Here is a 15,408-nt window from a genome sequence, read left to right as displayed (position 1 = left end):
CACTATGTTTTTGTTTTGTACACCAATGCTTTTAAGCTTTTATCGCTATCAATTTCAATAAAGCGATCAGTCGGTTCTAGGCGTTTAACAAACTCAATAGCACCTTGAGTATGTTCTTGAATAAGTACTTTAAAGTCGTTTTCTGAAAGCTCTGGGCTATTAGCACATAACAACAGCTGTGTAGTATCGTTTAAAAGCTCAGGAAGTCTGCGCAACACTTTTTGGTAGTCTTTAGTTAATATAAAACTGCCTTTTTGAAAGCTGGGTGGATCAACAATAATTAAATCAAACGGTGCGGCTTTTTTTAGCTTACCAAACGACTTTAAAATATCATGCGGTAAAAAACTGACACCCCTATCAACATTGTTTAGTTGATGGTTTTGCTTACCGACTTTTAACACGCCTTTGCTCATATCCATGTTCATCACATGATCGGCACCGCCGTGCATAGCCGCTACCGAAAAGCCACAAGTATAAGAAAACAGATTAAGTACTTTGGCATGTTTACTATTGTCCATGACAAACTCACGGCCTTTTCGCATATCAGGAAAAATACCGGTGTTTTGCTTACTCATTAAATCAACCAAAAAACGCACACCATTTTCGGCTACGCTATGGCGCGCGGGCAATTGCCCATGCACTAAGGTGTTATGACTTTGTAGCCCCGCTCGCTGCTGATACACCAATGCAGTAATTAGCTCTGGATGATGTTGTTGTGCCCACTGCCATAACGTATCGGTGAGCGTAGTGAGTGTTACCTCATCAATTTCACTGTATGACACCAAAAACAAACTCGGTGGATAAAAGTCTAAGTTAATATGGCTTAGCGCTTCTACGCTGTGGCCGCGACCATGAAATACGCGGCATAATTCGTTATCTGCAAAAGGCGTATCTGCCAAAGCATTTATAAGGGGAGTAAAATCGATTGTCATTTAATTAATCAACTGTTGTTGTAGTTCATGTATTTCGTCGCGTACAGAGGCGGCTTTTTCAAATTCTAAATCACTGGCGTAGGCATGCATTTTGGTTTCAAGCTGCTTAATTTGCGTGGCAATTTCTTTCGCACTAAGAATTTTTTTAGACTCTTTACGAATAAGCTGTAAGTTATCTTGCGGTGAAGCATCTTCACCTACATCCATTACATCGAGTATCTTTTTGATCAGCGCTTTAGGCTCAATACCGTGCTTAACATTATAAGCATGCTGTATATCACGGCGTCGCTGGGTTTCATCAATGGCTTTAGCCATCGACTTAGTGATTCTATCGCCGTATAAAATAGCACGACCATCAAGGTGGCGCGCAGCACGGCCTATGGTTTGAATAAGCGAGCGAGCTGAGCGTAAAAAGCCTTCTTTATCAGCATCTAAAATAGCTACTAATGCCACTTCTGGCATATCTAAACCTTCACGTAGTAAGTTAATGCCTACTAACACGTCAAACACACCGGCACGTAAATCACGAATAATTTCAACCCGCTCTACGGTGTCTATGTCAGAGTGTAAGTAGCGTACTTTTACATTATGTTCGCTTAAATAATCAGTTAAATCCTCAGCCATGCGTTTGGTCAGTGTTGTTACTAACACGCGCTCGCCTTTTTCAACACTTTTATAAATTTCTGAGAGTAAGTCATCAACCTGATCGCCAACCGGACGCACTTCTATTAATGGGTCAAGTAAGCCGGTTGGACGAATAACCTGCTCTGCAACCTCGCCATTGCTGCGCTCTAATTCAAAATCACCCGGTGTGGCCGACACATAAATAGTTTGCGGTGCAATGGCTTCAAATTCTTCAAAACGCAGTGGGCGGTTATCCATGGCCGAGGGCATCCTAAAACCGTATTCAACGAGGTTTTCTTTACGACTTCTATCGCCTTTATACATAGCGCCAATTTGCGAGACAGTTACGTGCGATTCATCAATAATCATTAATGCATCGTCGGGTAAATAATCAAGTAATGTCGGCGGTGGATCGCCAGGTGTACGCCCCGATAAGTAACGGCTGTAGTTTTCAATGCCTGAGCAATAACCAAGTTCGGTCATCATTTCTATGTCGTATTGGGTACGCTGCGCAATACGTTGCTCTTCAACTAATTTATTAGCGCTGAGTAATTGTGCCCTGCGCTCTTTAAGCTCAACTTTTATTTTTTCGATGGCTTCGAGTATTTTTTCTCGTGGCGTTACATAGTGAGTTTTAGGGTAAATAGTAGCGCGCACTATGTGTTTTTCAACAGCACCAGTGAGGGGATCAAAAATACTCAAGCGTTCAACTTCATCATCAAACATTTCTACACGTACTGCATAGGTATCTGATTCAGCTGGAAATATATCCACCACTTCGCCGCGAACACGATATGTACCTCGACTAAAATCAATATCGTTACGGGTGTATTGCAGCTCTGCAAGGCGGCGCAACATGTCACGTTGATCAACCTTTTCACCCACTTTTAAAAGCAGCATCATTTTCATGTATGAATCAGGATCGCCCAGACCATAAATCGCCGATACCGACGCAACGATTATGGTATCGCGACGCTCTAATAGCGCTTTAGTGGCGCTGAGCCGCATTTGCTCAATGTGTTCATTGATGGATGCATCTTTTTCAATAAAGGTGTCACTGGCTACCACATAGGCTTCAGGTTGGTAGTAATCGTAGTAAGATACAAAGTACTCAACCGCATTATGCGGGAAAAATTCTTTCATCTCGCCGTATAATTGCGCCGCTAAGGTTTTATTGTGCGCCATAATAATAGTGGGGCGATTTAAATCACTAATGATGTTAGCCATCGTGAAGGTTTTTCCCGTCCCTGTTGCGCCCAATAAGGTTTGATGAGCAAGCCCTGCTTCTAAACCTTCGCACAACTGAGCGATAGCGGTAGGCTGATCCCCAGCGGGTTTAAATTTTGATTCTAACTGAAAATGATCGCTCAATGACTACACTCCTGTAATGCTTGACTGCTTAACGCTTCAATTTCTTTCATAAACCACTTATAGGCTACAAGGGCTGTGAATAAATTACCAATGGCCGCGCCAATAAACAAGCCGATTAAACCTGCCAGTTCATTCCCGATATACGCAAAGGGAACATAAAAAATAAATAACCGAATGACGCTCAAAACTAAGGCGTTCATGGGTTTGTGTAAAGCGTTAAACGAGGAGTTGGATAAAATGATCACTCCTTGCAAGCCATAACTTAATGGGATGGTATAAATAAACAGTTTTATGACATCAATAACGGCTTGCTCCTTACCAAATATTTCACTTATGACGCCTGAGAACATAATTAATAAAATATAAATAACAAACTGCCATAACATCACAAATTTTAAGGTTCCTAGGTAGGCATCCTTTACGCGAGAAAAATGACTGGCTCCAAAATTTTGACTAATAAAAGGTGGCAAAGTCATCGATAATGCTAATACCACCAAACTCGCTATTGATTCTATTCGACTCCCTACTCCAAAAGCAGCCACAGCCTCTGGACCATGATGTGCAACCAATGCCGTCATTACTGCCATAGCAACCGGTGTTAGCATGTTAGCACCTGCTGCGGGTAAGCCTATTTTTAATATTTTACGAATAGCTCCAATAACCGTTTGCGACCCTGCTTTTAAACTCAATAAGCGCTTTTTAGCAATTAATAAGTATAAAATAATTGCCACAGCAACTGCCCATGCTATAACACTGGCGATGGAGGCTCCTTTAATGCCAAACGCAGGAATGGTGCCAAAACCAAAAATAAGTACAGGATCGAGTACCGCATTGATAAGCCCCGCTCCACCCATAATAATACTCGGTGTTTTAGTATCGCCACTGGCACGCAGTACAGAATTACCAATCATCGGGGTAATTAAAAATACACTGCCTAAAAACCAAATACTGATATATTCATGAATGAGCGGTAATACTTGCTCCCCAGCTCCGAGTAAAGTAAAAATAGGATCAATTAATAAATAGCCACACGTAGATAAAACCAACACTAATACCACCGCAATCAACAACGATATACTGGCATCAAAACGCGCTTCTTCAATATTGTTACTGCCTAATGCTTTTGCTATTACCGCTGAGGTACCTATGCCTAAACCAATCGCTAAACTAATAACGGTAAAAGTAACGGGAAATGTAAAGCTCACTGCAGCAAGCGGCTCAGTACCCAATAAGCTAATGAAAAAAGTATCAACTATGTTGAACATCATTAGGGTGATCATCCCAAAGATCATCGGAATGGTCATTTTCTTTAGTGTAGGCAAGATTGGGGCGGTGAGTAAATCAGGGCGAGTATGTGATTGAGAATGTGCGCGCATAAAATAAATAAGCCTCTTTTACTGAACAGCATATTTTAAAGCATCCGAGCTGTTCAAGCCATGCTTTATTAAATCTAAACAACTAAATCAGCCTTTAATCTACAAACTATTACTTTTACGCTGTTGTAAATAAATTTTGCACAAACACATTAAAAATCAAATTAAATACATTTATGTAACTTTTGCAACATTTATTTTTAGGTTTTGTTGATTTATCACACAGTCAGAGACTGTGTTTTATCGTCACGAAAAATTTTATTTATCGATTAAGTGAGTAACTTAGCAGAATCGTAAGCTATTGTTTTTAAATGTATAAAAAAAAAGCTTTTAAATACTTGAAATCGTTGTAGCGCCCTACAATGCTGGGGGTGCTGATGTTCTTAAAGTTTCATAAACAGAGTTATCCACAGAAACCGTGGATAACTCCATCAACCCCACGTTTATAAAGGGCTACAACCGGGTGCTAAATTGTCTGATCATTTGGTTTTTTCCGTTACCAATATGCAAACAGCATTGTATGCCCCTGTTATGTGTATGAAGGCGATATTTTCTTAGACTAATATCAGTGAGTAACACACTCAAACAGGTAGCTAACTCATTGATTGTTTTATTTTTGTACAAAGCATTGCTGCTGCAGTCAAAATTTATATTATGTTTTAGCGCTAGTTTTAGTTTACGTAACTAATACGCATTTAGTTCAACCGTTTTAACGTACCAAAAATAAAAAGGAGCCATTTTTTTTTAAATAAGTTAATTATCGCTTTATAAAAATACAGGAAATAGAACGCGTTTTTGCTATTAAAAGCCGTTTTCTTAAATTTTACTCATCACTTTATTGCCTCAAATTACAAACTTCATGCAAATATTGCCTTGTTTTTATAAAACAATATCACTGCGCTTGACTTAAATAGTGTTACAAAACGCGCAGATTGCACATAAAAACAACGAATAGACCTCTTTTTTGAATTTATGATCTTTTATATGTTGACACTTTGCTATGCGGTCATTAATATTTCGCCCCGTTGAAAGGCAAGACGCTTCCCCCTTAGCTCAGTTGGTTAGAGCGACGGACTGTTAATCCGCAGGTCCCCCGTTCGAGTCGGGGAGGGGGAGCCAAGTTTTTCAGCCATAAACGATTCCCCCTTAGCTCAGTTGGTTAGAGCGACGGACTGTTAATCCGCAGGTCCCCCGTTCGAGTCGGGGAGGGGGAGCCAAGTTTATGTTTATGATGTAGTTCCCCCTTAGCTCAGTTGGTTAGAGCGACGGACTGTTAATCCGCAGGTCCCCCGTTCGAGTCGGGGAGGGGGAGCCAAGTCATAAAAAGTATATTTTAGTTCCCCCTTAGCTCAGTTGGTTAGAGCGACGGACTGTTAATCCGCAGGTCCCCCGTTCGAGTCGGGGAGGGGGAGCCAATTTACTACAATCACATAGACATACCCTTCAATTTGCTCTACCATTCTTCTTTTAAAATAAAAACTTTTTTGCTTAAAAAACTAACCATTTGATAACTATTGATATCGAGCTATAATTAGTTTAATAATCATGAGGTTGTGTCCTCCCCCATTTGACATAAAAAGATTAAATAATGGCAGCTTTCAAAAAACTTATTCTTATACAACTGTTAGCTTGGCTGGTACTTGTGTCCGCTGGTAGCTATTTTATTAGCCAAAATTTTGATAATGCCATCGGCAATGCTCAAAAAAATGCACAAGCGACCGTTGAGCAATACATTAAAAATCTCTCTGCGACAGATATATCAGCAGAAAATCTTAAGAACACGCTTGCAACTAGTGAAACCTTTTCAAATTTTGTTTTACGTGACTATCAAGGCGTTGAAGTATTTTCGGTTAACAATGCAGTGCAATTACCTTTTATTGCTGAGCTTATTCAATCTAGTAGCAACTCAGTACGTACTCAGTACGCCACAAACAATAACGCCGATATAAAAATTGAATTTAAATTAAACATTACTCACTTGGGTGAGCAGTTTCAAACCGCGTTTTTTGTTATTTTAATTGTTAGCACCCTACTCGCCCTAATACCTATTATATTGATGAAAACCATTGTTAAGCACATTAACGACAATATATGTACGGACGTTGCTGATGTTATTGATGTATATATCAATCAAAACCAACTAGGTGATGATTTTGCAACTAAAATTGATTCACCTGAGTTAGCTAAGTTGGGGAAAAGTTTAATTCCTAGCTTTAATCGTTTATCGCACTTTTTAAAAAGCAAAAACGACAATATAAAAAATGCAGCCCACGATATTAAACGTGAAGCCTACAAAGACGGCGTTACTGAATTAGGTAATCGCAATATGTTTGTTGATTACTACGAAAAAAATATAGAAAACACCGAAATAAGTACATTTGGCTCTTTAGCACTTGTCCGCTGTAGTGAGTTACAGTCAATTAATCAAAGTCGAGGCTATCAAAAAGGTGATGAGTACATTAAGTCGGTTGCAGATATCATAGTACATATCAGTGGTACCTATTCCGGCAGTCAAGTTTTTAGAGTAAACAGCTCTGACTTTATAATTATATTGCCGAATACCCCGTTAAAAGAAGCTGAAAAATTTGGTGAAAACTTACAATCTCGCTTTACTCAATATATGCAAAACCAAGAGCTTAGCTCGGTTGCAAACACAGGTATTGTGGGGTACGAAAAAGCCAAACCTTTAGGTGAGTTGCTCTCTATCGTTGATAACGCAATGAGTATGGCGCAATCTAAGCAAGCTAATGCGTGGCATGTGCAGCGCGATACTGATCTTGTTAATAATGTGAGCGCAGGGTTTGGTAACCAAAACTGGCGTAAAGTGATTAACGAAGTGATCGAGTCTAAAAGCGTCCATTTAGTGATCCAAAATATTATGCCATTAGGCAAAAGCATTAAAGCCTATGCTGAAATTCAAGCCCGCTTTAAAACAGAAGAAAACCAAGCTTTGCCTACCGCTTCATTTTTAGCAATGGCTGAAAAACTCGATATGGCGATAGAAATTGACAAGTTAATAATAGAATCGTCATTAGAAAGAATAAAATCGAGTAATTTATCTGAAAAATACTTTGGCTTAAATATTACCCCTTCAAGTGCGCACAGTGACCAATTTATGATTTGGTTAGAGCGTCGTTTGCTTAAAGATACCCATATTGCTTCTAAGTTAATTTTTGAGGTGAGTGAATTTGGTCTGCTACAAAACATTAAAGCAAGCAAACGTTTTATTGATATGGTGCATCGCGTTGGAGCCAGAATTACTGTTGAACGCTTTGGTGTAGGACTCACATCATTTAAGTTTTTCAGAGATTTAAAACCAGACTTTATTAAAATGGATGCAAGTTATACCCGAGGCTTAGAGGATGATAAAAATAATCAGTACTTTATGCGTTTAATGGTCGACCTTGCACACCGAATTGGCGTCAGTGTTTTTGCTGAGGGCGTTGAAAGCCAAGAAGAAAAACACATTGTAGAAACGTTATGCCTAGATGGTGTTCAAGGTTACTACATTGAAAAGCCCAAAGACATCTAACGCCTCTACTCCAATTAACGTAAAAAAGAGCATGTATGCTCTTTTTTACGTTCTAAAGTGTGCTTTTATGAATTTTCAGCCGTTAAAATGCTGACAGTTTTTTAATTGCAATGTCCCTTGATTTTAACCCTTTACAATTAGCCCATTATTTAACGTTGTTTATTTAACTGATAATCACTCAACGTGTTGTTTATCACAGTAGAAAAAAGGATAATACACGGGATTTTATTAGCGTGAGGCACACATGACAGAATACGTCTTGTTATTAATTGGAACAGTGTTAGTCAACAACTTTGTATTAGTACAATTTTTAGGCCTTTGCCCGTTTATGGGTGTGTCTGGGAAACTTGACACAGCCATAGGTATGTCTTTGGCAACTACCTTTGTGCTAACGCTTGCCTCTGTGACAAGCTATTTAGTAAATGAGTATATTTTATTACCATTGGATATTACCTACCTGAAAACAATGAGCTTTATTTTAGTGATAGCTGTTGTTGTACAATTTACTGAAATGGTTGTCAGAAAAACCAGTCCAACGCTTTACCGGTTACTGGGAATATTTTTACCTTTAATAACCACTAACTGTGCGGTATTGGGTGTTGCTTTATTAAATATCAAAGCAGATCACACGTTTTTACAATCGGCCGTTTATGGCTTTGGTGCTGCGGTGGGGTTTTCATTAGTATTGGTTTTATTTGCTGCATTGCGCGAACGTTTAGCCGCAGCAGACGTACCAACCCCATTTAAAGGTGCCTCAATCGCAATGATAACGGCAGGTTTAATGTCAATGGCCTTCATGGGTTTTACTGGATTAGTGAAGTTTTAATATGACCTTGTTGTACGCTTTAATAGCGCTGGGTTTGCTGGCGTTAATTTTCGGATTAATTTTAGGGTTTGCAGCAGTACGCTTTCGAGTTGAAGGTAACCCTGTTGTAGAACAAATCGACACCATTTTACCGCAAACACAATGCGGCCAATGTGGTTACCCGGGCTGTCGTCCTTATGCAGAAGCCATTGCCAATGGCGATGAAATAAATAAATGCCCTCCAGGTGGTGAAGCGACCGTTAAAAAGCTAGCTGATTTAATGGGGGTTGAGGCTAAACCCCTCGCTGGCGGAGAACAAGCCGAGCCAGTTAAAACGGTGGCCTACATTCGCGAAGATGAATGTATTGGTTGTACCAAATGTATTCAAGCCTGCCCTGTTGATGCCATTGTTGGTGCAACCCGACAAATGCACACCGTTCTAATTGACGAATGTACAGGCTGTGACTTGTGCGTTGAACCTTGTCCGGTTGATTGTATTGACATGCTACCCGTTGCACCAACAAAACAAACTTGGAAATGGCAACTAGACGCTATTCCTGTTACCCAAATAGATTAGAGGTTTGAGTGGAAAAGTTACTTGAACAAATAAAAAAAGGCACCGTTTGGGCATTTCCTGGCGGCGTACATCCTCCTCAGCAGAAATCATTATCTAATAGTGCGCCTATAGCCAGACTCCCTTTGCCTGAAAAACTTGTTCTGCCTTTAAAGCAGCACATTGGCGCTAGTGGTAAATTAATAGTTGAAAAAAACCAGCACGTGTTAAAAGGCCAAGCGTTAACAAAGCCATCAGCTAATTGGTCGGTGCCAATACATGCACCGACTTCTGGCACTATTATTGATATTACGCCTATGCCATCAGCGCATCCTTCGGCATTACCTGAATTAAGCATTATTATTGAACCCGATGGCAACGATACCTGGTGTGAATTATCGCCTTTAGCAAACCCAGCCACTGCATCACACGATGAACTAGTTGATGTTATTCATAATGCGGGTATTTCTGGTATGGGCGGCGCAGGCTTCCCAACCTATGTAAAAGCTGATATTAAACAACCTATTGAATTTTTGATTGTTAATGCGGTTGAGTGTGAACCTTACATCACGGCTGACGATACCTTAATGCGTGAGCACGCCGCTGAAATAGTCAAAGGTATTGAGCTAATGCAACAGCTGCTCAATCCGACGCTGTGTATTATTGGCATTGAAGACAATAAGCCCGAGGCTATCACAGCCATGACAGAAGCGGCGAAGCATAGCGAGCATATTTTAATACAAACCGTGCCTACTGTTTACCCTTCTGGCGGTGAAAAACAGCTGATAAAACTGCTCACTAACCGTGAAGTACCAAACGGCGGTATCCCTGCTGATATCGGCATTTTAGTACATAACACCGGCACTTTATTTGCGATTCAGCAAGCTGTATACGAAGGTAAACCGTTAATTGAACGTGTCGTTACCGTTACCGGCAATACTATACATAATCCTGGCAATGTATGGGCGTTATTAGGTACTGAAATTAAGCACTTACTTGATTGCCAAGGTTTTTCACCGGTGCCACAACAACGCGTGGTCATGGGCGGCCCTATGATGGGCTTTACCTTACCCACAGTTCGTATTGGCGTTGTTAAAACAACAAACTGCATACTTGCCCCAGATCACAAAGAATTAGCAGAGCCTGGCCCAGAAAAAGCCTGTATTCGCTGCAGTGCCTGTGCCGATGCCTGCCCTGCTTCATTGTTACCACAGCAGTTACAGTGGTTTGCTAAATCAAAAGAATACGACAAACTCCAAGAACATAACTTATTTGATTGTATTGAATGTGGCGCGTGTGCCTATGTTTGCCCAAGTGAAATACCACTCGTTCAGTACTACCGCGTTGCAAAAGTTGAGATTAAAGAGCAAATTGCCGAGAAGATAAAATCTGATCGCGCTAAAGAACGCTTTGATGCACGTAAAGCGCGTTTAGAGCAAGAACAAGCTGAGCGAAAAAATCGCCACAAACGTAAACCTGCAGCTAAATCTACCGAAGAGCAGCAAAAAGTAGCCGATGCCCTTGCCCGCGTTAAAGATAAAACTAGCGATGGTGACAATAAATCAGCTGTAGCAGCGGCAATTGCGCGTGCTAAAGCGAAAAAGCAAGGTGGCGAACTTGAGCCAGATAACAGTGAAGTTGCAAAAGAACGCGCAGCCCGTAAAGAGCAAGCTCGCCTTTATAAAGAACAAAAGGCACAAAACAATGGTGATGACGAGCCTGTAGATGATAAAAAATCAGCCGTTGCTGCCGCTATTGCCCGTGCTAAAGCTAAAAAAGCAGCACAAGCCAATGAACAAGCGCAAAGTGATGACACAGAAAGTGAATCGCCAGTCGCTACCGATGATAAAAAAGCCGCCGTCGCTGCAGCTATTGCCCGTGCTAAAGCCAAAAAAGCAGCACAAGCTAATGAGGAAACAGCAAGCGATGACACTGCAAGTGAATCACCCGTCGCTGCCGGTGATAAAAAAGCCGCCGTCGCTGCCGCTATTGCCCGTGCTAAAGCCAAAAAAGCAGCACAAGCAAATGAGCAGGCAGCAAGTGATGACACTGCAAGTGAATCTCCAGTTGCTGCCGATGATAAAAAAGCTGCCGTGGCTGCTGCTATCGCTCGTGCTAAAGCCAAAAAGGCTGCACAAGCCAATGAGCAAGCGCCAAGTGATGACACAGTAATTGAATCGCCAGTCGCTGCCGATGATAAAAAAGCCGCCGTAGCTGCTGCTATTGCCCGTGCTAAAGCTAAGAAAGCAGCGCAAGCTAATGCATTAGCACAACAGAATGAAAATGCTGAGCCACAAGGCAACGATGAATCTTCAGAAGGTTCACAACAAACAGCTCAAGAAAAAAAGAAAGCCGCCGTAGCCGCCGCCATTGCCCGTGCTAAAGCTAAAAAGCAACAAAAAGAAGGAAACGATCAGTCATGAAACTAACCATGGCCAGTTCACCCCACAATCATAGTCACAAGTCTGTGACACGGTTAATGCTAACTGTGATTGCGGCCTGTATTCCTGGTGTTATTGCACAAGTTGTATTTTTTGGTACCGGTGTACTTATCCAATTATTATTAGCATTAGTGTGTGTGAGCGCATTTGAAGCAGCCATTATGTTAATGCGTAAGCGCCCTATTTGGCCTTCATTAAGCGATGGCAGCGCATGGCTAACCGGTGTGCTATTAGCTATTAGTATTCCACCTTTAGCGCCGTGGTGGGTTATTGTTATAGGGTGTTTATTTGCCATTGTTATTGTTAAGCAACTTTATGGTGGTTTGGGCTTTAATTTATTTAACCCTGCAATGGCGGCCTATGTACTTTTATTAGTTTCATTTCCTGTGCAAATGACGGCCTGGTTACCAGTTACAGAGTTACTCAATACGGGCATTACTTTTAGCCAGCAGCTTAGTCTAATATTTAGTGACTTTACAACTCTTGGATATAGCTTAGATCAGCTCAGAGTGGGTATTGATGGCAGCACGATGGCCACCCCACTTGATACCTTAAAAACAGATATTACTCATAGTCTTACCGTCACTGAAAGTATGCAAAAACCGGTATTTAATGAATGGGTTGGCCTAGGTTGGGGTTGGGTTAACTTAGCCTTCTTACTCGGCGGCCTTTACCTGTTAAAAACAAAAGTAATTAACTGGCATATACCAGTGAGTTTTATTGCAAGCTTAAGCTTATGCGCAGCAATTGGTTATATTGCCTCGCCAGGTACAGAGCCGGGTGTAGTGTTTCACTTGTTTAGTGGTGCGACTATGCTGGGGGCCTTTTTTATCGCCACCGATCCTGTATCAGCTGCAACCACCAATCGAGGTCGCCTTATTTATGGTGCCGCGATTGGTTTAATTGTGTATTTAATTCGTACATTTGGTGGCTTTCCGGATGCGGTTGCATTTGCCGTATTACTGATCAATATTACAGTACCGCTTATTGATTACTACACACAACCAAGAACTTATGGCCATGGAGCAGTAAAATGATTATTTCTTCAATGGTAAAAAATGGCGCAATATTGTGTGGGTTTGCGTTACTAACAACGGGACTCGTTGCCACAATTAATACACTTACCGCTGATAAAATTGCAGAGCAAGAGCAACTGCAATTAACTAACCAGTTACAAGAAGTATTACCGCATTCCAAATACAGCAATGAGCTATCGCAAGATTGTGTAATTATATCTGATCCTTTACTGGGGCCATACGACAACCAAGTAATTTACCGTGCACGTAAAGATGACGAACCCGTTGCATTAGTCATTCGTCATGTCACTCCTAGCGGCTACAGTGGCGATATAAACTTGCTTAGCGCGGTATATCGCGATGGCAGCGTTGCTGGTGTAAGGGTTACTAAGCATGAAGAAACCCCAGGTTTAGGCGATAAAGTTGAAATTAAAAAGTCAGACTGGATCACCTCATTTAATTCAAAAACAGTACAAAGCGAAAGTGACGCGCGTTGGGCCGTTAAAAAAGATGGCGGTCAGTTTGATCAGTTTACTGGCGCAACCATTACGCCTCGCGCTGTAGTTGGCTCAGTTAAAAATGCGGTAGTGTATGCACAAAATAACTTTGATGATCTTTTTGCAGCAGCGAATGCTTGCCCTGAGGTAACACCATGAGTGAATTAAAAACCCTTTATAAAGAAGGCCTATGGGGAAATAACCCCGCCTTAGTACAGTTATTAGGTTTATGTCCTTTACTTGCTGTTACCTCCACGATTACTAATGCGCTAGGTTTAGGCTTAGCAACCTTGTTAGTGTTAGTGGGCTCTAATATTACCGTATCATTTGTTCGCAATTGGGTGCCTAAAGATATCAGAATACCGGTTTTTGTAATGATCATTGCCGGTTTTGTGACGATTGTGCAGCTGTTAATGAACGCCTACACTTTTGGCCTTTATCAATCTTTAGGGATTTTCATTCCGTTGATTGTGACTAACTGCGCCATTATTGGTCGTGCTGAAGCATTTGCCTCTAAAAATCCAGTGCATTTATCTGCCTTTGATGGCTTGATGATGGGCTTAGGCTTTATGTTGGTTCTGGTTGTCCTTGGCGCTATGCGAGAGTTGATTGGCCAAGGCACCTTATTCGATGGTGCCGATTTATTACTCGGGCCTTGGGCTGCTATATTGCGCATTGAAGTGTTTAGCTTTGATAGCCAGTTTTTACTGGCCATTTTACCACCGGGCGCATTCTTAGGGCTTGGGCTGCTGATCGCCGCTAAAAACGTCATTGATGCACAAATAAAATCAAAACAAGTAACGCCGCCAGAAGCTGAAAAAGGCCCGCGAGCGCGTGTTACTAGCTTAACTTAAGGGGAAAACGCATTAACTTAATAAAAGCGAATGCGTTTTAAGTTACATGAATAAAGAAAAACGTCACCAAATACTCTCGCGTTTACGTGAGCAAAACCCACACCCTGAAACCGAGCTTGAGTACTCAAGCCCGTTTGAGTTGCTAGTTGCAGTAACACTCTCAGCACAAGCAACCGATGTTGGGGTAAATAAAGCCACCCGTAAGCTCTTTCCAGTGGCTAACACACCCCAAGCCATTTTAGATTTAGGCCACGACACACTACGTGATTACATAAAAACCATCGGTTTGTTTAATTCCAAAGCCGCCAATGTTTATAAAATGTGCCAAATACTGGTTGATCAGCATAATGGCATCGTGCCTGAAAACCGTGAAGCCCTAGAAGCCCTGCCCGGCGTTGGCCGTAAAACTGCTAATGTAGTACTGAACACTGCTTTTGGCTGGCCGACCATCGCTGTAGATACGCATATTTTCCGTGTTTCAAACCGCACTAAGCTTGCTATGGGTAAAGACGTGGTTGCGGTTGAGCAAAAGCTCGAAAAAGTTATCCCCAAAGAATTTAAAGTAGACGTGCACCACTGGCTCATTTTACATGGGCGTTATACTTGCGTGGCACGTAAACCAAAATGTGGTTCATGCATTATTGAAGATTTGTGTGAGTTTAAGGATAAAACAGAGTAATCAAAGCCTGCTTTTGCCATGAGCGGACATTGGTGACACGCTTTGTGGGGCGTGCGACTTCAATGATTGTTATATGTATCACAGCGACGACCAAATGAGTGAGCCTACAAAATAGGTTATTCCAAGCACAATAGATAAATATACTGCCCAGCGAATAACTTCACTTAATTTTGCAGCTATGACACCTACTAATATAGCCGAGCCGATAATTATGGAAAATCTCATTAATTTGAGGTCAATTTGTCCATCTGTAATATTTGCTACAACTAACCCAGTAAACAATGCAGCTATGATAAATATCCATATTTTCCAATTTTCTGATTGATGCTCAGAGAGCTCTTCATCTGATAAATATGAATTACCAACACGATGTCTAGCCATTAAATTCTCCCTTTCCATGCCAAACCATATAACCCTATTTTAGCGCGAAACGTCCTTATTTTGTGAACATACATTAATAGCAAAAAACATGAGTTATTACTAGCTATACATATTATGATTAGTAAGTGCTATTTCGTCAGGTAGAAAAAGGGAAAAGTATCCTCTTAGTCTTACTTAGCTGACGGCAAATCTCCTGAATGACCGTTCCTCGCTCTAGGCGGACTTCGCCAAAGTGCCACTAGCAGACGATCACGCTAACAAACAAATAAATCGCTGAATCATGAAAACGGACGTCACTCTAACTCACTTTTGGACAAAAACGAGTTAGAGCCGAAGGTCGGCTCTGTGCC

At 41.3% G+C, this 15,408-nt stretch carries 12 protein-coding genes and 4 tRNA genes; 12 read left to right on the top strand and 4 right to left on the bottom strand.

What is annotated here, in order from left to right; translation table 11 throughout:
• Window positions 1-2 precede the first annotated feature (2 nt).
• From ACTRWE_RS13620 to ACTRWE_RS13610, 3 genes are read right to left on the bottom strand one after another with little or no spacing between them, the layout of a single operon-like run.
• On the bottom strand, window positions 3-932 hold the full coding sequence (locus ACTRWE_RS13620) for a class I SAM-dependent methyltransferase (protein ID WP_138765363.1): 930 nt from the start codon (window positions 930-932) through the stop codon (window positions 3-5).
• Entirely contained in the window at window positions 933-2,927 is a 1,995-nt protein-coding gene (gene uvrB, locus ACTRWE_RS13615; protein WP_013465278.1) for an excinuclease ABC subunit UvrB, read from the bottom strand.
• Window positions 2,924-4,303 carry an MATE family efflux transporter gene (locus ACTRWE_RS13610; protein ID WP_462880144.1) on the bottom strand — a complete coding sequence of 460 codons (1,380 nt, stop codon included), beginning with the start codon at window positions 4,301-4,303 and terminating at the stop codon, window positions 2,924-2,926. Before ACTRWE_RS13610 ends, uvrB begins: the two co-directional genes overlap by 4 nt.
• A 1,039-nt stretch (window positions 4,304-5,342) precedes the next feature.
• Here ACTRWE_RS13610 and ACTRWE_RS13605 point away from each other — a divergent pair.
• The 12 genes from ACTRWE_RS13605 (at window position 5,343) to nth (ending at window position 14,677) form a co-directional block, all read left to right on the top strand.
• Window positions 5,343-5,419 (top strand) — tRNA-Asn (locus ACTRWE_RS13605).
• A gap of 21 nt (window positions 5,420-5,440) precedes the next feature.
• Window positions 5,441-5,517, top strand: a tRNA-Asn gene (locus ACTRWE_RS13600).
• A gap of 21 nt (window positions 5,518-5,538) precedes the next feature.
• A tRNA-Asn gene (locus tag ACTRWE_RS13595) sits at window positions 5,539-5,615 on the top strand.
• A 23-nt stretch (window positions 5,616-5,638) separates the two neighbouring features.
• Window positions 5,639-5,715, top strand: a tRNA-Asn gene (locus ACTRWE_RS13590).
• A 173-nt stretch (window positions 5,716-5,888) separates the two neighbouring features.
• Window positions 5,889-7,832 (top strand): bifunctional diguanylate cyclase/phosphodiesterase, encoded by a 1,944-nt coding sequence (locus ACTRWE_RS13585; protein WP_462880143.1) that lies wholly within the window; start codon window positions 5,889-5,891, stop codon window positions 7,830-7,832.
• A gap of 244 nt (window positions 7,833-8,076) precedes the next feature.
• The gene (rsxA, locus tag ACTRWE_RS13580) at window positions 8,077-8,658 is read left to right on the top strand and encodes an electron transport complex subunit RsxA (protein ID WP_462880142.1); all 582 of its coding nucleotides are present in this window, start codon (window positions 8,077-8,079) and stop codon (window positions 8,656-8,658) included.
• A gap of 1 nt (window position 8,659) precedes the next feature.
• Window positions 8,660-9,214, top strand: a complete 555-nt coding sequence (rsxB, locus tag ACTRWE_RS13575) for an electron transport complex subunit RsxB (RefSeq protein ID WP_033104423.1) — start codon at window positions 8,660-8,662, stop codon at window positions 9,212-9,214.
• A gap of 8 nt (window positions 9,215-9,222) precedes the next feature.
• Window positions 9,223-11,613 (top strand): electron transport complex subunit RsxC, encoded by a 2,391-nt coding sequence (gene rsxC / locus ACTRWE_RS13570; RefSeq protein ID WP_024601101.1) that lies wholly within the window; start codon window positions 9,223-9,225, stop codon window positions 11,611-11,613.
• Complete coding sequence (gene rsxD / locus ACTRWE_RS13565; RefSeq protein WP_024601100.1) at window positions 11,610-12,668, top strand: electron transport complex subunit RsxD; 1,059 nt, start codon at window positions 11,610-11,612, stop codon at window positions 12,666-12,668. The genes rsxC and rsxD overlap by 4 nt, the downstream gene beginning before the upstream one ends.
• Window positions 12,665-13,303, top strand: coding sequence for an electron transport complex subunit RsxG (rsxG, locus tag ACTRWE_RS13560; protein WP_024601099.1), 639 nt, complete (start codon window positions 12,665-12,667; stop codon window positions 13,301-13,303). The genes rsxD and rsxG overlap by 4 nt, the downstream gene beginning before the upstream one ends.
• Complete coding sequence (locus ACTRWE_RS13555) at window positions 13,300-13,998, top strand: electron transport complex subunit E (protein WP_024601098.1); 699 nt, start codon at window positions 13,300-13,302, stop codon at window positions 13,996-13,998. Before rsxG ends, ACTRWE_RS13555 begins: the two co-directional genes overlap by 4 nt.
• 46 nt (window positions 13,999-14,044) lie before the next feature.
• Window positions 14,045-14,677 carry an endonuclease III gene (gene nth, locus ACTRWE_RS13550; protein WP_033104425.1) on the top strand — a complete coding sequence of 211 codons (633 nt, stop codon included), beginning with the start codon at window positions 14,045-14,047 and terminating at the stop codon, window positions 14,675-14,677.
• Window positions 14,678-14,755: 78 nt separating this feature from the next.
• Here nth and ACTRWE_RS13545 read toward each other — a convergent pair whose 3' ends face one another.
• Window positions 14,756-15,058, bottom strand: a complete 303-nt coding sequence (locus ACTRWE_RS13545; RefSeq protein WP_033104426.1) for a hypothetical protein — start codon at window positions 15,056-15,058, stop codon at window positions 14,756-14,758.
• Window positions 15,059-15,408: the final 350 nt, after the last annotated feature.

Source organism: Pseudoalteromonas sp. G5_S1_54_S4 (assembly GCF_054968565.1).
Note: the sequence above shows the minus strand (reverse complement) of the source record. Positions and strands in the feature narration are given on the sequence as shown.